Raw genomic sequence first — 21,223 nt, forward strand, 5'->3', positions numbered from 1 at the left:
TACAGAGCCGACTTAGCTGAGAATGTATTCGACACAGTTCAGAATTTTGTAAGCAGTATCTAAAATCAAATATAGATATTATAATTATAAATTAGCAAGATCAAATCCGTCTTCCTTCAAAAAAATCAGGGAAGCTGAGAGGTGTTCAGGAGCAGGCAGATTTCCGGGATTGCCCGTATCGCGCAGCTATTTTGGCGGCTGAGTGCCGGATCTAAACACAAAAAAAGGCTCCTCTAAGAAAGAGGAGCCTTTTTGAAAAGCTTTACTTGAACTGTTATTACAGCTCAGGGATAAGTACGCCGTCGATTACGTGAATTACGCCGTTGGTACCGTCAACATCTGCTTCGGTTACCGTGGCGCTGCCGTTGATGACAACATTGCCGTTTACCAGCTGTGCCGTAACGCTCTGACCTTCGAGCAGGGTCGGTACAGTAACTGCCTCGCCTGAAATTGCGCTTGAAAGCACGCGGGTATCAAGTACGTGGTAGAGCAGTACGTTGGTGAGCTGCTCGGGTGTGAGGGTTTCAACTACATCCGCAATGGCTTCGAAGGCCGCATTGGTCGGGGCAAACACGGTGAAGTTGGCATCAGCATTGCTGAGGACACCCGCAAGGTTTGCGCTTACAACGGCATCAACAAGCGTGCTCAGGAAGTAACGCTTCTGTGCGTTGTTCACTACATTGCCGAAAGCATCCGGCAGAAGCACGTTGTTAATGGCGTGAATCAGACCATTTGAGGCCTGTACATCAGCAAGCGTAACAGCGGCATTTCCGTTTACGGTTACGGTTGTGCCGTCGAAGGTAACGAAAATGGATTCGCCGTTCAGCGTAGTTACGGTTTGCTCAGGGGCGAGGTCGCCGGAAGCCACTTCTGCTGCAAGTACGTGAAGCGTAAGGATGTTTGTGAGCTGATCGATCGAGAGGCTTTCGAGCGTGCCCGCAGGTAGGTTTGAGAAGGCGTCGTTGGTAGGCGCAAACACGGTGAACGGACCCTCACCGGAGAGGGCACCTACGAGGTCGGCCTGAACGAGGGCATCAACGAGGGTGGAGAAATCAGGATTTCCTGCTGCAATACCGGGGATGGTGTTGTCTTCGGCAGCGGGAATCAGCACGCTGTCAATCACGTGAATCACGCCGTTTGTGCCAATGTTGTCCGCTGAAATCACGGTTGAGGTTCCGTTGATGGTAACGGTGCCGTTAGCAACTGTTACGGTGATGTCATCGCCGGAAAGCGTTGTTACGGTCTGCTCTCCCTGTAGGTCGGTTGAGAGCACGCTGGTATCAAGTACGTGATAAAGCAGGATGTTGGTAATCTCTTCCGGGCTCAGGGTTGGCAGCACATCGGCAATGGCGTCAAAGGCTTCGTTTGTTGGAGCGAAAACCGTGAAGTCGCTGTCCGCATCTGCAAGTGTTGAGGCAAGGTTGGCATCAACTACGGCTGATACGAGTGCGCTGAGGAAGTAACGCTTTTGCGCGTTTTCAACAATATTATTGAAAGCGTCGGGAAGAAGTACCTGATCTACTGCATGAATCAGACCGTTGGAGGCTGTAATGTCTTCGGTAATAACACCTGACAGGCCGTTTACGGTTACGTTTCCGTTGTTTACAGTCACGAAAAGTTCCTGATCATTCAGGGCCGTTACGGTTTGTGTGGGCTGAAGGGCACCGGAGGGAACTTCAGCTGTGATTACGTGATAGGTTAGTATATCGACCAGCTGTTCTTCAGTTAGGCTTTCAAGTGTGCCTTCAGGAAGAGCTGCAAAAGCATCGTTTGTTGGTGCAAATACGGTAAACGGACCGGCTGCTTCAAGAGCACTTACCAGACCGGCCTGTTCGAGGGCGCCAACCAGGGTTGAAAACTGCTCGTTGGCTGCGGCAACGTCAACAATGGTAGGGTCATCAGGTACAATTGGTGATGTGGAGCTGCTGCTGTCGCAGGCCTTCGCAAACAAACCGAATGCGATAATGAGAATTAGAATGTTCAGATTCTTCATGATGATGGAATAGTTTTGAATTGTTTTTTGTGGATGTGATCTGCTATCATAACACCCCATCAAATTCATGTACCTATGAAAGCCGTTCCGTTTTTTTGGTCTTTACATGTTACAACAAATGTTTTCTGAGCGGTAAGCCGGTCCTTCAGCTGCCCGCCAAATTGCTGTACAGCATGTAGTTGGAGGCAGCCCTGGCATGCTGATGAGCCACACAAACGGAGCTTTTGCGCTGCGTTCGATTTTACAAAAAAAGAAAGGGCGGGCTCTTAAAAACGGCCTCAGACGTGGCTATTCCGGTGCATCTTTTGAAGAATTCGGGATGGCGGCACTCCTTTTTCAGTATGGCGGGCAGCGGCTGCCGACTTAGTCGCGCGAGAAAGTAACCTTGAAATCGCTCCAGGTAAACTGCGAGCCGCCGGCACTGTCGGTCCAGTTTTGAACCGACCAAAGGCCGTCATCACCCTGCACCAGATCCATGATGAAAGTGCCGCTCGCAACGGTCGGGATGCCCTGCCCCGTGCGGTTGTGAAAGATGGTGAGCGAGTAGGTTGCCGTGTAGCGTTCGCCGCCGGTTGGCAGGGGCGTACGCTCTTCGTCGGAGAGCACAAGCGCATGGCCGCTTTGATTTTGCGCTGACCCCCGCATGTTGTTGAAGTAATTTTCCTCGCTAAGCCGGCTCCAGTTTTGCCAGATCTGCGGGTCGTTGTCGAAAGCCGAGGCGGAGGGTGTGAAGCTGAAACCGTCTTCGCTCAGGCTCCGCATGTAGTTCAGGGTATTGAGGCCGGCTATGGCCGACTGCAGGTTGCGGATCACTACTTCGGCCCGGTCGGGCTGCTGAAAGCCGCTGCCGCTGCCCGCACCGGGTTCTTCGGGCGTGCGGGTTTCGAATATGCCGCATCCTGCTGCCATCAGCCCAAAACTGAGCAGCAGTGCAGCCAACCGCAAAAAGGTGTTAGTGTTTTTCATACCAGTGTGAAGGTACGGGCAGGCTTGCATCAACAGCAAGTGCGGGAATTTTGAGGACGGTGCTGTGCAGGTAAATGGCCCGGTTCTGAAGCCGGTGCGCGTTGCCCGGCTGATACACGAGGTCGTCGGCAATGGGGTGGCCCAGCCAGGCGAGGTGCAGCCGCAGCTGATGCGTGCGCCCGGTTACGGGTTCACAGCTTACGAGGCTGAGCTGCCCGCCCCGCTGCAACACCCTGAACACCGACCGTGCCGGTTTACCCTCCGGATGGCACTCAAACCGAAAGCCCTTCGCCCGGCGCACGGGCTGTTCGCAGCTTGTTTGGTCCCACGCGGGCGCGCCCTGCACCAGGGCCGCGTATTCTTTCTTGACTCCGCCGGTGCGGAACAGCTCTGCGGCCTCACGGCTGAATGCGGCGTTGCGGCCCAGCAGCATGAGTCCGGATGTAACCGCATCGAGCCGGTGAATGAGGTGCAGCTGCGGGTAGCCGCTTTCGGCCAGGATTTCGGTGAGGCAGTTCCGGTTGTAGCGCCCGCCGGGGTGCACCGGCATGGGCGCAGGTTTGTTTACGAGCAGGTAATCATCCGCGACCGAAATAATCTGAACCGCGTCGGGCACGGAGGGTTCGGTTACGCTCAGGTTGGTGTGCTGAATGTGGTCGCCGGGGTTCAGCAGCTGCGCCGCCGCCGCCGGGGCCTCGTTGAGCTGCACGCGTCCGTCGGCGATCCGTCGCCTCCAGCCGGCTTCCTCGCGGAAGGGGAAGCGCTCGAGCAAAAAAGCAAGGAGGGTTTTGCCTGCATCAGCGGGCTTCACCCGGAACACGTAGGTGTGGGCGTAAGGCGGCTGAATGCGCACGGGGCTGCATTCTCCGGCAGGCGGCCGCTGCGCTTCGCGCATCACCTTAACTACAGCCGCCGGTTTCCCGGGCCTTGAACTCTTCCCCGAAATATTTGTACCACTTCCGGAAGGGCGCGAAGGCGTTGTCCGGGTTGAAGGGCCGCTTAAACGGGTGATTTTTACAGGCTTCGCAGCAGGCGCCTTCCATCTGCCGGGCGCCTTCTTCCGTGCAGATAAACAGGCGGTTGCACTCCATATTGGCGCAGTTCAGGTAGGTATCGGCCGGCACGCCGGTAATTTCGCAGTGCGCTACCGGCTCCTCATCGTCGGGGTTTACCGGCACCACAAGCCGGTCGTCGAACACGAAACACTTCCCCCGATAATGTACACCTCCGGTTTCTTTGGCATAGTTGAGGATGCCGCCGTGCAGCTGATTCACATCCTGCCAGCCCTTCTTTTTCATCAGCACGGAAAACTTCTCGCAGCGGATGCCGCCGGTGCAGTACATCAGTACTTTTTTGTCTTTGGGAATTTCCTGCTCGGCCTGCTCATCTACCCACTGCGGGAAATCATAAAAGTTTTCGAGGTCCGGCAGGATGGCGCCTTCAAAATGGCCGACCTTGCTCTCGTAGTTGTTCCGCGCATCGATAATCACGTAGTCATCGCCGGATTCCATCACCGTTTTCCACTCCTGCGGACTCAGATGCCGGCCGCCTTCGGTGGAGGGGTCAAGGGGGATGGGGCTTTTGATGGTCACAATTTCGGGGCGCAGTTTTACGCTCAGGCGCGCGAAGGGGATCCGGTCGGCTTCATCCTCCTTGAACTCCGTATCCGCGAAGCCGGGCTCAGCCCGAAGCATTTCCTTGTAAGCCTCGGTTGCTTCACGCGTGCCCGAAACCGTGCCGTTGATGCCTTCTTCGGAAACGTAAATGCGGCCAAGCAGTCCGTGAGCTTTGCAGAAATCGCGCTGCCGCTTTAGGAAGGCCTGCGAATCAGCGATGTGTGTGAAATTGTAGTAGAGTAATACCGGGAACATAAAATCTGGGAAATTGGAGGTGCGGCACCGGTGCCGCTGAGGTAAGGGATGAGCATCAAAAAAAAGCCTTCACCAGAAACCGGTAAAGGCCTGAAAGGCGGTAGCCGGAAGGGATTTTTCCGGAGGCCCAAAAATACGACAGTTTTAAAAAGCGGACAAATGCGGGAGAACTCAGTCAGCCGCTGCCGGCTGAACGAGGCAGGCGCGGAAGCCTTCTTCGAGCAGCTTTTTGTTCAGGTTTTTACCGATAAATACGAAGCGGTTCAGGGGGGCATCACCGGGTTTCCGCTCCCGGCCGAAATCACCCTGAATAACGCTGAAAACGGCCTGAAACACGAAATTGCGGGTTTCGCCGGGCAGGCTGAGGATGCCCTTCATCCGGTAGAGGGTGCCGCCGTGCAGCATTTGCAGCATGCCGAGCCAGGCGTCGAGCCGCTCGAGATCCATCTCGCCGGGAACCGACAGGCTGAACGACGAAACGCCCTCGCTGTGCACTGCGGGCGTGTGATGATGGTGGTGATGCGTTTCGTGCTCATGCTGATGCTCATGGGTGTGGTCGGCTTCGGGATCATCCCCGAAGGAAGCTTCGATGCCGTGCAGGCGGTCGGGATGGAAAACGGAAATGCTGAACAGCCGGTCGATGGGCACCTCAGCCTGTGTGCACGGCAGCACGGGGGCTTCGGGGTTGATTTCGCGGATGAGTTTGATCGCTTCGGCCTGCTGCGCCTCGCCGGCGAGATCGGTTTTGTTGAGCAGGATGAGGTCCGCACAGAGCAGCTGCTGACGGGCTTCGGCGGTTTCGGCGAGCTGCCGGCTCAGGTGCAGGGCATCGGTAACGGTGATGATGCCGTCGAGCCGGAAATCGCGCTGAATGTAGATGCTGCTGAAAAACGTCTGCGCGACCGGCACCGGATCGGCCATACCGGTGGTTTCAATCACAATGCGGTCGAATTCCTGCCGCCGCGCTTTGAGGGTTTCCAGCACCCGGATTAAATCATCGCGGACGGTGCAGCACAGGCACCCGTTCTGCATCTCGAAGATGCCGTCTTCTTCACGCAGCACAAGCTCGTGATCGATGCTGATTTCGCCGAATTCATTTTGAATGACTGCAATACGGCCGGCGTCGCTGCGGGTGAGCAGCTGATTGAGCAGGCTTGTTTTGCCGGCACCCAAAAAGCCGGTAATGAGGGTTACGGGAAGTGCAGCGGCCGGTGATGGTTCAGTTTCAGGCATAAAAATAGCTTAGCGAAAGCGCAGGTTTAGCAGGTGAAAAAACAGGGTGTGAAAGCGGGACTGCTGCCCTGGGGAAAGAATGTGCGGGAAAACCTCTGCCGTGTACATATCGTGGCCCGAAGCGCCGGTTTCAGGCACACCGTAAGCGGTAAACGGGATGGCCTCACCGTTCAGCGGCAGCCGGTACAGAACACTTTCCCCGAACTGATCGACCTCAAAAACCAGATAACCTTCAAAAATACGTGCATTTCTGAAGTGAGGATGAGAGCTTGCTGCAACTTCATTTCGGATATTGAACAAATGCCCGGAATCGGCCGGGTCGTCGCTGAAGCGGATGTACCAGGAATGCTCGGGCAGATCATCCTGATATTTGTGCACGGCTGCGGTAGCCGTGGCATAAGGTGCACGCGGGCGCTGAAACAGGAAATCGGCCTGAATTACATCCGGTTTGAGCATCAGGCCAATGGCAGCGCGGAACTCATCGGCAGGGCGGGCATCGAAACGGTCGTTGGGGAGGGTAATAATCTGCAGGTACCAGGCAAGCAGCAGCACAACAAAGATGCCCTGATTGCGGTGCGGTTTCTCTGAAAAATACAGAGCCAGGAAACCGGAGCAGCTCGCAATGGCCATGCCCGTTACGGCTGCAAGCAGAAAGGCCTGTGCCTCAAAAGTGAACAGCATAAGCAGGCAGAGCTGCCACAAAGATACGGCAAGCACGGTCGCGGCAATTATCCGCGGACTGCTGCTTCCCGTTTGCTGTGTTGCTTTGCTGTTCATAATAAAATGGTGTTACTGATTTTCTCCTTCCCAAAAAGCGCGCATTTCACGCAGCTGATCCTGCAGCTGCATCGGCCGGCCGTTGAGGTAGCGGTGCAGGCTCGTTAGGATTACTTCAGCCATTTCAGGCGGTGTGCGCAGGCCCTCACTGGTAAAAAAGTTTGTGAGCGGGTTGTAGCCGCCAAGCTCCCACCTCCCGATAAGGCTGCTGCCCAGCTCAGACTGACCGATGCCATAGCCAACAAAAGCTTCTTCTTCCATTGCCAGGTAGCGTGCGCGGGTTTCTTCACTCAGTTCTGCGGCAAGGGTAATTACGGCTTGCTGAACATTTCTGGGTTGCGGACTTTGCTGGTTTGTAACAAGGTAATCGGGGAGAAATGCCGGGGAGGCAAAAGCAGGAACGGCTAATAAAATTGCGCTCAGCAGGATGACTTTAAATAATGCTACACGCATAATTAAAAACAGGATAAAATTAGAGGAAGCTCAATGTGAAAGATACAAATTAATCGTCAAAGGCGTCGGAATCTTGGGCCTGTTGAATGGCCCGGGCAGCAAGCCCTGCAGCAACTTTCTCGCTCACTTCCCCAAACCCGTTAAGCACCGCATTGTTATACGCCCGGATAAACCACCCTCCGCTTTCGCTCTGTAAAAAGTGCAGATGCTGTTCGAGAATGGCCTCATCGGTATAGCGGGTAGCATAAAGTGCTACATAAAGCAGAACATTATCAAATAATTGCCGGAAATTTGATCGGAGTGAGATGATGAGATCATTTAACTGCCGATCGTTTAGCTGTTCTTCTTCACTGTTGGTCTGATTGAGGGCGAAAATAATGATCGTGAGAAAATCCTCGATACTTTGAACGGTAATCCGTGCGGTTTGGGAAACCCGGAGGATTTCGCTGAGCAGCCTTATTCGCTCCGTGAATGCTTCCGGGTTGAGCTCTGCTTCAAGCAGATAGGTCTGAAAATCGGCTTCGGTTTCGGGGTCGCTGAAATCGGTGCTGTTATCGTAAAGCAGACGGGTAAGTTCCCGGATTTCAGGCAGCTGCAGGTGAGCAGCGGCATCAGCGGCCTGCTGCTCACGAATACTTCGGCTGAGGCTCCTGAGCATGACTGATTCCATCAGTTCGTAATTGAAAGCATCAAGAATAATTGCACTAAAACTTTCATCCTGCTGATCTGAAGTAAGGTCCAGAATAATTTCCTGAATGTTACTTGTGGTGTTTCGGGTGAAGGCATCGAGGCGGGCGAGTTCGTAAAGTTCGCGAGCAAGAGCGGTGCGGTCAGCATCCTGATTAACAAAGGGCTCAGCAGAAAGGGGAGTGAGACCCGCCGGTAAGGCTGGCCCGGGCTGGAAAAACATCACCCCTAAAATGAAAAGAAAAAAGCCGGCTGAGCGGCTGAAAAGGGAAGGTTTAGTATTCATTACAAAAAAATGCAGGAACAGGTAAGCGTGTTTTGGCAGGAAGATATGTTATGTGCCGCAGGGAGTGTATTGGTAGCTTTAAACGTCAAAACAGGTGCATTATGCGGTAATTTTGATGCAGATCAGGGTGGTGTCGTCTGCCAGTTCGTAGTTACTGAATGTGAGGATAAACCGTTTGATTTCCTCACAAATGGCTGCTGATTTTTTTGTGCCGGTATCGAGTGTTTCAATGTAGAGGCGCAGGCGTTCGAAATCCATACGGTCGCCGGTCGGGCTTTGAGCTTCGGGCAGGCCGTCGGAGTAGAACAGCAGCAGGTCGCCTTCCTCGAGCCGGGTTTGAGTATTGGTGTACTGCACCTTGGGTATAAAGCCAAGTGGGAAGCGAGGCGCAGGCAGGCTCAGGTATTCGCACTTGCCGTTGCGCTTAAGCATGGGCGGGCAGTGACCGGCGTTTGAAAGCTCAAGGGTGAGATCGTTAAGATTGATGTAACCTACCTGACAGGTGATAAAAGTGTGCGGATCGGTTTTTTTGCAGAGCGTCGGGTTAATTTGGGTTAGCACTTCGGCGGGGCTGTCTGTGCTAATGCGGCTCAGCAGCAGCCCGCTGGTGAAAATCGCATTAAAGGCGGCCTGCATACCTTTTCCGGAAACGTCAACAATGGAGAGCGCCAGTTTTTCGGGTTTTCCTGAAGCATCGGAAAGCACCTGATAATCATAGAAATCACCGCCAACTTCATAAGAAGGGGAGAAAAACCCGAATACGTCAAGTCTTGGAAGTTCCGGCGCCTTAGCGGGCAGCAGGTTGAATTGACTTTCCTTGGCGATGGCGAGTTCCTTTTCGGAGCGGAGCCGTTTTTGGATGGTTTCTTCGTAAGCAGGTACATACGAGCTTACGGTGCTGAGCTTGTTGCCGTAAAGTACCGAAACCAGGCCAAGAGCGAAGGGTGCGATTAAAACACCGATCAGGAAAAGCGTTTGCCAGGTATAAAAAATATCATCAAAAATGATGAGAGAGAGCAGCCGGAGCCCGGCAAAAAAGACAAACCACGAAATAATGGCTGAAACGATCCCGAAGTAGCGGTAAGCAAGAACCAGCGGTATGCTCAGAATCAGGCAGATGATGAAGGTTTGCAACAGGCTGCCGTCGCTGCTGAAAGGGGGCAGCAGTACGAAAATACTAAGGGCTGCAATAAGCATGCTCAGCAGCATGCGCAGGTTTTCACCAAGGGTTGTAAAACAGATGATATTGTAGCACAGGCCCACGTGCGCAATTACAAAAATCATGGAAACCAGCCAGCTGTTCAGGAAAATGGAAAGGCCCGGCGCAGATGATACTACTTCGCGGCTTGCTTCCAGCAGGCTGTCCTGAGGGAGCAGCAACAGGTTGAAACTGTACAGGCTCAGTGCCAGAATGGCAAAGTAGAAACCGGCAAAACCGTAGCCGGTGAGGATACCGGCGCCTACCTCATGCTTCATGAAATCGAAACGCCAAACGGCATCAATTACGGGTATCTGCCCGCTTTTGAGCTCACGCGCGAGCGATTCCCAGGCTACATAGGCAAAGGCTGCATACAGCCCGTAAAGGCTGGCACTGATAAGCTGTGAAAGCTGATCGATGGCAATGATGGATACATCAAAAAAAGCATAAAAGGTACCGGTGAGGTAAAGAACCTGCCAAAGATACTGAGCGAAGGTTACGCTGCCGAAAATAAAGAGACTTCGCTTCCATTCCATACGACCTCTGAATATCTGCCTCACGGATGTTGCCAGAATCAGAAGGGCGAAAAACACAACTGACAGCATAATAGAGGTAGATTGCCAAAACTGACCAAAGCCGGGCAGGGGGACCGGTTTTTCGGCTGTAAATGAAGCGGAAAACTGTTTGAGCAGGAAGTGTTCGGTGTTATCTGCCGGAAAACTGACGTTAAAAGTGACCTTATGTGGCCCGCCTAAGCCCGCAAACCCGCGCTCAAAGGTGAAGCGCTGCCGCCCTTCCCGGTCCTTTTCCTCTTCGGTGAACAGGTAATTGGAAAGGTTGTAGCCGAAAACAGAGTCAGCCAGTGAGATTAAACCAGGCGCATCGGGACGGCCCCCGATAACGACCTGCGCGTCATTACCGGTCTCGAATGAGATGATGTTTCCCTGATTGCTGAGCCTGATTCGGAACAGGCCGGATTGGCTGAAAAGATTGTCGGGGCCTGCAATTAACCCGGGTTCTTCAATTTTGCGGCCGGCACCGATATCCCAGCCGGAAATGGGCAGGTCTGAGCGGTTTACTTGCTGTGGGGAAGGTGTGCCGGGCAGCTCATGCTGCAGCTGCCGGAACAGAGCCGGTTCGTGAAACCGAAGTGCGAGCACGCTAACCGTATCCGTTTGTAGACCAAGGCGGGCTGCGGTAGTAAGGGCTGTTTCAGCAGCTTCCTGCTTATTCAGCGCTTCCGAGATGCCCATGTAGAAATCAAAACTGCTTCTAAGCAGTAAAAAAACGACAATGCCGATAACACCCAGGTAGCTGAACTGCAGGCCGGGGCGGTCGATGATGCGGGCAGGATTGAATGCGCGTTGTGGCAAAGTCGGGTGTAGAATGATGGTTGGGAAAGGAGAAAAACCTGCGAATGCGAAAGGGGGAGGATGCCGGGTGTCGTATAGGGTGGCAGCACTACTGTACGCCTTCAGCTGTAATTGTTGCGGTTTAACGCTTTATCTCAAAATAACTGCGAACGATGCAAAAAAAAACCCGGCTCTGATGAACCGGGTTTTTTTTACGAGGGGATGTGCTGCTGCGGCAACGCCTATTCGTTGGTGCCGGACTCCAAATCGTTCAGCTGAGCCTGAAGTTCCTGAATCTGCAGTTCTTTCTGATCCAGCTTCAGTTGTGCCTGATCGATGTTGCTCTGAATTTCGTCAATCAACTTCTGACCCTTTTTGTTGGGTTTGAAGTAGGTTTTGGTATCGGCATAATTCAGAATCTGATTGCGGATTTCGTCGGCTTCTTTACGAAGGCGGAACAAATCGTTGGATAGTTTGCGGCTTTCAGAAACCGGCGCATTGCTTCTGCCGCCTCTGCCGCCACCGTAATCGGAGCGTCCGCTGCCGCGTTGCCCGCCTTTGGGGCTGCGCTCACGCAGCTTACCAAAAAAAGTATCACAGGCACTTCGGTAAGCATCCCAAACTTTGTCTTTCTGTTTGATAGGTACAAAGCCAATAGCTTTGTATTCTTCCTGCAGCTGCTTTACTTCTTCCAGTGCTGCTTCTATATCTTCAGATTCAGAAAGCTCGCTGATTTTGGTCACGATAGCCTGCTTTTGTTTGAGGTTATCATGCTGTTCAGCACGGATATTCTTGAAATGTTCCCGCCGGTTTTTGTAGTAGGTATCGATCAGCTTGCGGAAAGCCCGCCAGGTAGAGTTTGACTTTCTGCGGGGTACCGGGCCGATGCTTTTCCACTTCTCGAAAATATCTTCTGCATTTTTAGTGCTGCCTTTCCATGCACCGTCTTCAATAAGCTTTTCAATCTGCTGAATGAGTTTTTCACGCTGCTCGAGGTTTTGGTTTTCTTCCTCGATTATTCGCTCACTGTTTTCAGAACGGTAGTTGTTGAACTCGTCGGTAGCAGCTTTGAACGTTTCCCATAGTTCATCGTTTTTTTTCTGCGGGATGGGGCCGATTTCTTTCCACTGCTTATGCAGGTTATTGATATCACGGGAGGCTTCAGCCAGGCTCTCAGCATTTTTTAGCGTTTTTGCCTTCTCAATGAGGGCTTCGCGCTTGCGGATATTCTCTTCAGTTGCTTCCCGGTAGGATTGGTCGAACTCAAGCCGGACCTCGCTCAATTTGTCGCGAAGTTGGTGAAATTCATTCCAAAGCTGATCTTCAACTTCTTTAGCAACCCGACCGATTTTGCGCCAGTCTTTTGCCAGCTGATTCAGCTCAGCATCGAGCTGATCCCAGTCGGTTGTATTTTCGTTAGCTTTGGAAATAGTGATTTTCATTTTATCGAGAATCAGGCGCTTGCCTTGCTCATTTTCTTCTTCCTTTTTGCGCATTTCCACGATGTATTCAACACGGTGTGCTTCAAACACTTCAGAAAGTTCTTTGAGGCGGGCTTCCTGAGCTTCGGTGCCTTCCTGTGGCAGCGGTTTTACGCTTTCAAACTTCCGCTTCAGGCCGCTGATTTCACCGGAAGCCTTCCATTTTTTGGAGTCGATAATTTTTTGGATACGGCCAAGCAGCTCATCTCTGAATTTGAGGTTATTTTCGCGTTTTTGCTGCTGCTGCTTCTGATATTCAAGACGACGGGTTTCCAGGTCTTTTTCAACCTGCTCGAACTTGTCTTTAAGCTTGTAGTAATCAACATGGTCAAAAGCCGGGCCTGATTTCCAGGCTTCTTTGAGCTGATCGTACTGACCGGAAGCTTCTTTGGTATTTTTGACCTCAGCAAGAGCCGCTGCTTTTTCGGTGAGGCGGCGGTAGAACTGCTCCGGGCTGAGTTCTTCGGCTTCCGCTTCCGAGCTTGCTGCTTCGGCTGCCGGCTCAGCCACAGTTGCCGGAGTTTCAGCTTCACCTTCGCCTTCGCCTTCAGTTGCGGTTGCGGTTTCCGCTTCCGCTTCAGCTTCAGCCTGCGGCTCTTCGGATGAAACCTCAGCAGGCGCTTCAGCTTCATCAGCTGTGTCGGAGGCTGTTTCAGCAGCTACGACTTTTGCATTAATTTCGGAAGTAAGTGCAGTGTGAAGCGCTTCAAAATCACCGATGGCAGCAGCGGTCTCTAAGGTGCCTGTGAGCTCCGCTTTGGCTTTGAGGGCTTCCTCTTCGCTGAAAAGTGCCGGAAGCCCGGCAATTTTTTCGCGCTGCTGCCGCTCAAGGGCAGCGAAAGCCTGCTCGAAGTGGGCTATACGCGCAGCAGCAGTGTCGGCTGTGAGCCCCTGTTCGATGGTTTTGGTTTCAAATAAAGCGTTGGCTTTAAGAGTGAGGTTGCCTTCGCTTGTAACGAGGCAGTAATCATTTTCGAATAAAACTTCATCCGAACTGTTCGCTTCAGTCTGCATGCTTCCTGTGGTAAGTTTGTAAGAATCTATTAGTGGATTGCGCTTGAGCAATGATACAGATTCCGAAGTTATCAAATTAAGTTCATTTTACACATAAAAAAATGCCTCCCCACAAAAGAAAGAACTTGTGAAGAGGCATGGCAGAAGCTGTGCAGCGGCATTTGCAGATACTTATTTGTTTTTCATGAAAGCCGCGGCAGTGCTCATGTTGGCTTTGAGCGGTACAAAGGTGCTTATTTTATGCATAACTTTCAGAGTTGCTGATGTAGGTACCAGCATTTCGTTTTTGGAAAGTGCGTAAAGGGCAACTTCGGTAACTTCCCGGGCAGATTGGATGTTCCGAACGGGCAGGTCTTCAGGCCGGGCCCCCGATACCTGGAAAAATTCAGTCTGAACGGGGCCGGGGCAAAGCGTTGATACATGCACACCGGTTTGTTTCATCTCGTGCCATAGGGCGCATCCCAGGCTGTTAACGTAACTTTTGGTGGCGGCATACACTGCAAAATAGGGGATGGGAGCAAAGCCTGCCATTGATGCAACATTAAGAATACCACCCTTGTCCTGTTCAACCATTGCCGGCAGATAAAAGTAGGTTAGCTCGGTGAGAGCCGTGATGTTCAGCATGGTCATTTCATGGTAGGTACGGGCATCACCTTTCAAAAAAGCACCCTGAAACCCAAAACCGGCATTATTTATAAGAATATCCGGTTTCAGACCGGCTTCCTGTGTGTGGCTGTACAAGGCGGCAGCAGCATGTGGCAGGGCAAGGTCGGCAGCGATAACGCAGGCTTCAATCTGATACTTGGTGCGGATTTCGTCGGCCAGCTGTTCGAGCCGGTCCTTGCGCCTTGCAACCAGTACAGGCGTGCTGCCGAGGGCTGCAAGCTGCAGGGCAAACTCGCGCCCGATTCCGGATGAAGCGCCGGTAATGAGCGCGCTTGTACCCTCATAAAAGGATTTCATAGCGTAATTATGATTTGAAATGATTTGAAAGGTTAAAATTTATTGTTGTAACAACGGCTTACAGGCCCGATTCGTGCCGGATTTGAACCTCGGGCAGGGTATTTGTAAATGATCTGTAAGCGCAGCCTTAGCGCTTTTTGGCTGTAAAGGGTATCTTCTTATTTTAAGGATCACAATTATAAACGTATTCGGTTACAGATCGGCATCTATAGTGTGCATAAAATATGATTTGCAGAATGGTAGTGTTTTTTATGAGGAATGAGAACCAGCTTCACAGCTTGTAAGGCTCCCCCCGCCATAACGCACATTTGCGCTATTATGAATACGTGAAATCTGAACGTTGTAAGGGATTCAAACAAGATTCCTGAATTTTAACTTAATTAGATTATAAAAATGGAAGAATATTTTAAAGCTGAGTTTTTGACTGGTTTAGTGGCTACTTATGGTCCTAAACTACTGGGAGCTATCGCCGTGCTTGTTGTCGGTCTCTATATTACCGGCATTTTAACCAAATTAGTAAAACGGGCCCTGGAAAAGAGTGAAACCGATGTTGCCCTTCAAACTTTCATCGGAAGCATGATCAATGTTATCCTGAAAATAATGGTGTATATCACCGCATTTTCAGTACTCGGCCTGCCGATGACCACATTTATTGCCATTCTGAGTGCGTCTTTCCTGGCTATTGGTCTGGCTCTTTCCGGTACTCTCCAGAACTTCGCCGGCGGGGTGATGATTCTGCTCTTCAAGCCTTTCAACATCGGGCATTTTATTCAGGCACAGGGGCATATGGGTACTGTGAAGGAAATACAGGTTTTTAATACCATACTGCATACGCCCGATAATAAAGTGATTATCATCCCCAACGGCGGGCTCGCCACAAGTTCTATGACGAACTTTTCGATGATGCCCACCCGCCGTGTGGACTGGACCTTCGGCATCGCTTATGGGGATGATGTTGACAAAGCTTATGAAGTGCTTAACCGTTTGATTGAAGCCGATGAGCGCATCCTCAAAGATCCGGCTCCCTTCATTGCCGTGAAAGAGCTCGGCGACAGCTCGGTCGATTTTGTGGTACGTGCCTGGGTTAATTCAGGCGATTTCTGGGGCGTATTCTTCAAAATGAATGAGCAGGTTTACCGCACCTTCGATAAGGAAGGCCTGAGCATCCCGTTCCCGCAGCGCGATGTGCATTTGTATCAGCAAAAAAGCTGAGCGCATTTACTGATCCCTTTTGTGTAAACAACAGAAGCCTGATTTCCTGCTTGAAATCAGGCTTCTGTTATTTTGAGTACGCGGACTTTCGGACCCGGCCCGAATGTGAGATCATGCCCGGGATGGTTTGGCGCTGAGGGGCGCCGGCATCAAAAAGCAGGGGACAGGCCGTTGATTTGGGATTTTTCACCAGCACTGCAGCCAGTGATGCGCACGGAGTTTCCCCCAAAAATTAACATGCGGGGGTAGTTTTTTAGCCGGGCGGACCAGCTTTGTGTGCGGGTTTAGCTGTTCGGTTTAGAAGTGGTAGCGGAAGCCCAGACCGCCGTTCGCGCCAAAATCAGTTCCGGGAACAAGGTCGAGCACAGGAACTGCTTCGATGAAAACACTGAAAGGACCCTCAGCAAAGAAGTAGTTTAAGCCAAGCGGAATGCGTACGCCGAGTTTGTCGTCCCGGTTTTCACGGATTTGGATACGGCCGCCGATTCCGTAGTAGAAACTGAGTTTGCCGTGTTCAACCGAAATGAGATCAAAGTTGTTAATCTGATAGTCGATGTGAATGTGAAGGCGGTTGCTGCCGGAGAAAGACCATGCAAGGCCTGCGGCGAGGGCGGTGTTCTCTGTGAGGAAATAGTGGCCTGCAAGCCCGGTTGGTTCACCGAGGATGATGCCAACGCCCGTAAGTCCGTCAGTAGATTGCGCCTGAACTTTTTCTGTCTGGTTAAAAAGGCTGAATGCAAGCACGAGATTCAGCATCACAACATATAATGCGATTGATTTTTTCATAGAAATGATAAATAGTTGGGGGTTCAAATATGATAAATTGCCGATTACTAAGATATAAATTCCATGCCTATTTATGATAAAATGATTTATCCCCTGCTTTTTGCGGCCATTCGGTGCTGTTGGTTTTTCCGGATTAGCGGCCCGGGGGCAAATCCGGGGGAACAATACAGCCGGGCTTTAGTATTTTAAACGAGACAGGAGTCAGAATAATCATCACTAATATCAGCAGCAGTAAAATTTTATGGAAAATTCTTATTACAACCCCAAGGACCTCGGTAAATTTGGAGATATAGCCGAATTTGAACCTCAACTGGCTAAGAAGTTCTTCGACTACTATGGTTCGGTTTTTGAGGAAGGCGAACTCACAGCCCGCGAAAAAGCCCTGATCGCCCTCGCCGTTGCTCATACGGTGCAGTGCCCGTACTGCATCGACGCCTACACCGAAGCGAGCCTCGAAAAGGGAGCAAATGAAGCACAGATGATGGAAGCGGTGCACGTAGCCTGCGCCATCCGCGGCGGGGCCTCGCTGGTGCACGGGGTGCAGATGATGAACAAGGCCAAAAAACTGGGTATGTAATGAAGGTTGCTTCACTTGTATCAAGAGGGCACGCGCTGAAAGATCCCAAAGAGCAGCTGCGCGTGATTAATTCGGAGACGCCCGTGCTGTGCACCCTGCCGCGCTTTCATCAGCTGCTCGAACAGAGCGGGCTGTACCCGCTGCGGCCGACCGGCATCGAAATTTTCCAGATGAACCTGGGCTACATGTGCAACATGACCTGCAAGCACTGCCATGTAGATGCCGGCCCCGACCGCAAGGAGATGATGAGCCGCGAAAATCTGGAGCACTGCATCCGCGCCATCGAACAGCTCGACGCCCAAACGGTGGACCTCACCGGGGGCGCACCCGAGATGCACCCCGATTTTGAGTGGTTCACGGAGCGCATCAGCAAGCCGGGGCGGAAAATCATTGTGCGGTCGAATCTCACCATTTTGGTGACCAACCCGAAGTACCGCGCATTTCCGGAATTCTTCAAAAAGCACCGGATGGAAGTGACCTGCTCGCTGCCGTTCTACAATAAGTTCACGACCGACAAGCAGCGCGGCGAGGGCACCTACGACCGCTCGGTCGAGGCCCTGCTGCACCTCAACAGCATCGGCTACGGCATGCCGGAAACCGGGCTTGAGCTCAATCTCGTGTACAATCCTGCGGGGGCCTTTCTGCCGGCCGATCAGGCCGCACTTGAGGCCGATTTCAGAACCAACCTCCGGCGCAGGCACGGTATCGAGTTCAGCAAGCTCTTCACCATCACCAATCTGCCGATCAGCCGCTATCTGGAGTTTCTGGTACAGTCGGGCAATCTGGATGCTTACATGCAAAAGCTGGTTGAGGCCTACAACCCCTCAGCCGCGGCCGGGGTGATGTGCCGCAACACCATTTCGGTGGCCTGGAACGGCATCCTCTACGACTGCGACTTCAATCAGATGCTCGAAATTCCGGTCGAAACCGAAAGCAGCCGGCATATCCGCGATTTTGATCCGGAGGCGCTCAATGCCCGCAACATCATCGTGGATCAGCACTGCTTCGGGTGCACGGCCGGAGCGGGCAGCAGCTGCGGAGGCGCTACGGCCAAAGCGTGATGATGCAGCCCGGAAACACATCCCCCCCAAAAAAAGCGCTCATCGTTTTTCTGAAACCTCCGGTGAAGGGCCGGGTGAAAACGCGCCTTGCCCGCTCGGTGGGGGAGGAGCAGGCGCTGGCGGTGTACCGCGCTATGGTGCAGCTCACGCTCAAGGCAGCGGATGAAAGCGGGGCCGAAGTTTTCGCATACATGTCGGAGTCCGGCGATCCGGGTTTTGCGATGCCGGCGGGGTTCCGGCTTCGGGTGCAGCAGGGGGAAACGCTGGGGCTGCGCATGGAAAATGCCTTCAAAGAAGTTTTTGAGGAAGGTTTCGGGAAAGTGCTCATTATCGGGAGCGACTGTCCGCAGATGTCGCCCGCCGTGCTTGGGGAGGCTTACCGCTACCTCGATGCCGCCCCGGTTGTGGCTGGCCCTGCCACCGATGGTGGCTATTTCCTGCTCGGCATGACGGCCCTCGTACCCGGCATCTTTGAACTTGCGCGCTGGAGCCATGCGCAGGTGCTGGATGAAACCCTCGCCATCCTGCAGCGAAAGCGGGTCGGCTACGCGCTGATGAGCGAACTGAGCGATCTGGATGATGCGCAGGATCTGCGGCGCCTCAGCCATCTGCTGCCGGAAACGGTATTTGCGGGAGAAGGGGAAGGAGACAAGGTGTGAGCAAAGTCTTTGTGAGCATCATCATCCCCGCCTACCGGGAAGCGGGCGAAATCGGGAAGCTGGTTCGTTTTCTGATGCCGCTGCTAAAAGCCGACGGCCATGCCGAATGCCTGGTGATTGATGCCGGCAGCGACGACGGAACCGAAGCCGAAGCCCGCGAAGCCGGGGCCGTTGTGCTGCAGTCGCCCCGGAAGGGCCGTGCCGCGCAGATGAACTACGGCGCCGCACAAAGCAGGGGCGCGCTGCTGTACTTCCTGCACGCCGATTCGTACCCGCCAGCCGGCTTTCTGGATGAAATTAGAGCCCGCGCTAAAGAAGGCCGGGAATCAGGCTGCTACCGCCTCGCATTTGATGAGCCCCATGCCGTGATGCGCCTGTATGCCTGGTTTACCCGCTTCGATCTGCTGCCGTTCAGGTTCGGAGATCAGAGCCTTTTTGTGACGCGGGAGGTGTTTGATGCCGTCGGCCGCTTCGATGAGTCGCTGGTAGTGATGGAAGATAACGAGCTGGTAAGGCTGCTCAGAAAGCGGAACACATTTGTGGTGATGCCGGGCGAGGTAACGACCTCTGCAAGAAAATACAGGCAAAACGGCTTTGTGCGGCTGCAGTTTATTTTCGCGGTAATCTTTGTGCTGCACTACGGAGGGGCGTCGCAACAGCTTTTAGTGCAATTTTACCGCGACAGCATCAGGCAAAATAAAATTTAGGGTGAGATTGTAAAGCCCAAAAATGCGACAAACCGTTTCTTCAATCCTTAATTTATAGCAGTTTTAAATATAGCTGTCTGAAAAAAGTTAACAGCATGATAAACTAAGATAAGGTCCCGAAGTGGTAAATTAGGCTTGCTGTACAATCCTTAATTATTCACTTCAAAAAATGAACATGAAGTCATTTATACTGACCGTATTTTGTTTGTTGATGATACCCGTTCTGGCTGTTGGCCAGGGCGTTACGACCTCTACCCTCACCGGGGTTGTAACTGATACTACCGGGGAAACCCTTCCCGGCGCTAACGTGACCGCAGTTCACACGCCATCCGGAACTACCTTCGGTACCACCACCCTTGTTGACGGTTCCTACCGGATCTCCAATATGCGTGTTGGCGGCCCCTACACCATCCGGGTCTCATTTGTGGGATACCGTACTTTTGTAATTGAAGATGTGTTCCTCCGCCTTGGAGAAACCTACGTGCAGAACGTAACCCTTAGCTCTGAAGATATCGAGCTGGAAGAGTTTGTGGTTACTGCCCTTGGCGACCGCATTTTCAATCAGGAGCGTACCGGCGCTTCAACCAACGTAACTTCTGACCGGATTGCGAGCATCCCGACCATTACCAGAAGCATCAACGACCTCACCAAGCTTACCCCGCAAAGCAGCGGAACCAGCTTTGCCGGCCGCGACAACCGCTTCAACAATTACACCATTGACGGTAATGTGTACAACAACAATTTTGGTTTGGGTAATGCGCAGTTCGCTGCCGGAAACCCGATCAGCATTGATGTGATTGAAGAAGTACAGATTAACCTTGCTCCTTATGATGTGCGCCAGGGTGGTTTCACCGGTGCCAACGTAAACGCCATTACCCGAAGCGGTACCAATCAGTTCCGCGGTACAGGCTACATCTTTTACCGCAACCAGGATTTCCTCGGTACCAAAATCGGTGATAATGAAATCAATGTAGAAGATACCTTCACCCGTACCATCGGGGCATCTGTAGGCGGCCCGATCATTAAAGACCGTCTTTTCTTCTTTTTTAATATTGAGCAGGAAGAAGCCGACAACCCCGGCGACAACCGTCGTGCACTTCGTCCGGGCCAAAGCCCTGACGGCGCGCAGATCACACGGGTGCCCATCGAGCAGGCGCAGTTTGTGCGCGACAGCATCCGGGATATCTACGACTTCGATCCCGGTCGTTTTGAAGACATCGCCTTCGGCAACGAAGCCCTGCGTGTAAATGCCCGCCTTGATTTCAACATCAATCAGCAGCACCGTGCGATGGTACGCTTCAATTTGTTCGACTCCTTCGTGGATAACTTCGTAAACGGCAACAGTATCCGCGGGTTCCCCGGGTCTGAGCGCTACAGAAACACCAACCGTTTTGGTCCGGAAGCCATCACCTTCCGCAACTCACACTACTCAACGGATGCAACGGTAACTTCTATCGTTGCCGAGCTGAATTCTTCATTTGGCAACAACCTGGCTAACAGTTTCCGGATTGGGAACACCTGGAGTACCCCGCAGCAGCGCAGTGTGCCCGGCGGCGACGTATTCCCTATGATTGAAGTAATGGAGCCCCTTGGCGGCAACCCGAACGTGTACTATATGTCGATCGGTAACGAGCTGTTCACTGTTGGTAACCTGCTCGAAAACGACACATTTAATGTAGAGAACACGCTTACGTACTTCACCGGCCGCAACACGATTACAGCCGGTGCCTCATTTGAGTACATGACTTTTGCCAACGCCTTCAACCCGGTCTGGAACTCATGGTACCGCTATGCAACTTACGATGATTTCGTCCGCTCCGTAATTGACGGTGACACAAGCGTACGCCCTTCGCACTTCGCGATCGGTTATACCTACGATGTTGATAACCCGACCGTGCTGCCGCTTGACGAAGTTTCTTTTGCTCAGGTAGCTCTGTATCTGCAGAA

18 protein-coding genes are annotated in these 21,223 nt (G+C 52.5%); 6 read left to right on the plus strand and 12 right to left on the minus strand.

The annotated features are described in order from the left end of the window. Positions 1 to 277 precede the first annotated feature (277 nt). The 11 genes from LAT75_RS09990 to LAT75_RS10040 form a co-directional block, all read right to left on the minus strand. Positions 278 to 1,993, minus strand: coding sequence for a fasciclin domain-containing protein (locus LAT75_RS09990; RefSeq protein ID WP_291482519.1), 1,716 nt, complete (start codon positions 1,991 to 1,993; stop codon positions 278 to 280). A gap of 363 nt (positions 1,994 to 2,356) precedes the next feature. Further along, entirely contained in the window at positions 2,357 to 2,959 is a 603-nt protein-coding gene (locus LAT75_RS09995) for a hypothetical protein (protein WP_291482520.1), read from the minus strand. Continuing rightward, entirely contained in the window at positions 2,946 to 3,854 is a 909-nt protein-coding gene (locus LAT75_RS10000) for an RluA family pseudouridine synthase (protein ID WP_291482521.1), read from the minus strand. The genes LAT75_RS09995 and LAT75_RS10000 overlap by 14 nt, the downstream gene beginning before the upstream one ends. A gap of 4 nt (positions 3,855 to 3,858) precedes the next feature. Further along, a complete protein-coding gene (locus LAT75_RS10005; protein WP_291482522.1) occupies positions 3,859 to 4,830 on the minus strand; it encodes a rhodanese-related sulfurtransferase in 972 nt (323 codons plus the stop codon). A gap of 171 nt (positions 4,831 to 5,001) precedes the next feature. After that, positions 5,002 to 6,063: a GTP-binding protein gene (locus LAT75_RS10010; protein WP_291482523.1), complete on the minus strand. Its 1,062-nt coding sequence runs from the start codon at positions 6,061 to 6,063 to the stop codon at positions 5,002 to 5,004. Positions 6,064 to 6,072: 9 nt separating this feature from the next. Beyond that, the gene (locus tag LAT75_RS10015) at positions 6,073 to 6,840 is read right to left on the minus strand and encodes a hypothetical protein (RefSeq protein WP_291482524.1); all 768 of its coding nucleotides are present in this window, start codon (positions 6,838 to 6,840) and stop codon (positions 6,073 to 6,075) included. A 12-nt stretch (positions 6,841 to 6,852) separates the two neighbouring features. Then, entirely contained in the window at positions 6,853 to 7,293 is a 441-nt protein-coding gene (locus tag LAT75_RS10020; protein ID WP_291482525.1) for a DUF6794 domain-containing protein, read from the minus strand. Positions 7,294 to 7,342: 49 nt separating this feature from the next. Then, positions 7,343 to 8,266, minus strand: a complete 924-nt coding sequence (locus LAT75_RS10025) for a hypothetical protein (protein WP_291482526.1) — start codon at positions 8,264 to 8,266, stop codon at positions 7,343 to 7,345. Between the two features lie 99 nt (positions 8,267 to 8,365). Then, positions 8,366 to 10,837, minus strand: coding sequence for a SpoIIE family protein phosphatase (locus LAT75_RS10030; protein ID WP_291482527.1), 2,472 nt, complete (start codon positions 10,835 to 10,837; stop codon positions 8,366 to 8,368). A 221-nt stretch (positions 10,838 to 11,058) separates the two neighbouring features. Beyond that, complete coding sequence (locus LAT75_RS10035) at positions 11,059 to 13,311, minus strand: DUF349 domain-containing protein (protein ID WP_291482528.1); 2,253 nt, start codon at positions 13,309 to 13,311, stop codon at positions 11,059 to 11,061. Between the two features lie 171 nt (positions 13,312 to 13,482). Beyond that, the gene (locus tag LAT75_RS10040) at positions 13,483 to 14,274 is read right to left on the minus strand and encodes an SDR family oxidoreductase (protein ID WP_291482529.1); all 792 of its coding nucleotides are present in this window, start codon (positions 14,272 to 14,274) and stop codon (positions 13,483 to 13,485) included. Between the two features lie 393 nt (positions 14,275 to 14,667). Here LAT75_RS10040 and LAT75_RS10045 point away from each other — a divergent pair, with 393 nt between their 5' ends. Next, positions 14,668 to 15,486 carry a mechanosensitive ion channel domain-containing protein gene (locus LAT75_RS10045; RefSeq protein ID WP_291482530.1) on the plus strand — a complete coding sequence of 273 codons (819 nt, stop codon included), beginning with the start codon at positions 14,668 to 14,670 and terminating at the stop codon, positions 15,484 to 15,486. Between the two features lie 297 nt (positions 15,487 to 15,783). Here the strand turns inward: LAT75_RS10045 and LAT75_RS10050 are convergent, their stop codons facing one another. Beyond that, positions 15,784 to 16,272 (minus strand): hypothetical protein, encoded by a 489-nt coding sequence (locus LAT75_RS10050; protein WP_291482531.1) that lies wholly within the window; start codon positions 16,270 to 16,272, stop codon positions 15,784 to 15,786. A 241-nt stretch (positions 16,273 to 16,513) separates the two neighbouring features. Between LAT75_RS10050 and LAT75_RS10055 the strand changes: the two genes are divergently transcribed. The 5 genes from LAT75_RS10055 to LAT75_RS10075 all read left to right on the plus strand — a co-directional run. Further along, positions 16,514 to 16,849, plus strand: a complete 336-nt coding sequence (locus tag LAT75_RS10055) for an arsenosugar biosynthesis-associated peroxidase-like protein (RefSeq protein WP_291482532.1) — start codon at positions 16,514 to 16,516, stop codon at positions 16,847 to 16,849. Beyond that, positions 16,849 to 17,910, plus strand: coding sequence for an arsenosugar biosynthesis radical SAM (seleno)protein ArsS (gene arsS / locus LAT75_RS10060; protein WP_291482533.1), 1,062 nt, complete (start codon positions 16,849 to 16,851; stop codon positions 17,908 to 17,910). The genes LAT75_RS10055 and arsS overlap by 1 nt, the downstream gene beginning before the upstream one ends. Next, positions 17,910 to 18,569 (plus strand): TIGR04282 family arsenosugar biosynthesis glycosyltransferase, encoded by a 660-nt coding sequence (locus LAT75_RS10065; protein WP_291482534.1) that lies wholly within the window; start codon positions 17,910 to 17,912, stop codon positions 18,567 to 18,569. The genes arsS and LAT75_RS10065 overlap by 1 nt, the downstream gene beginning before the upstream one ends. Further along, on the plus strand, positions 18,566 to 19,276 hold the full coding sequence (locus tag LAT75_RS10070) for a TIGR04283 family arsenosugar biosynthesis glycosyltransferase (RefSeq protein WP_291482535.1): 711 nt from the start codon (positions 18,566 to 18,568) through the stop codon (positions 19,274 to 19,276). The genes LAT75_RS10065 and LAT75_RS10070 overlap by 4 nt, the downstream gene beginning before the upstream one ends. A 211-nt stretch (positions 19,277 to 19,487) precedes the next feature. Continuing rightward, a partial coding sequence (locus LAT75_RS10075; RefSeq protein WP_291482536.1) for a carboxypeptidase-like regulatory domain-containing protein occupies positions 19,488 to 21,223 on the plus strand: 1,736 nt, incomplete at its 3' end.

Source organism: Cyclonatronum sp. (assembly GCF_022565315.1).
Lineage (GTDB): Bacteria > Bacteroidota > Rhodothermia > Balneolales > Cyclonatronaceae > Cyclonatronum.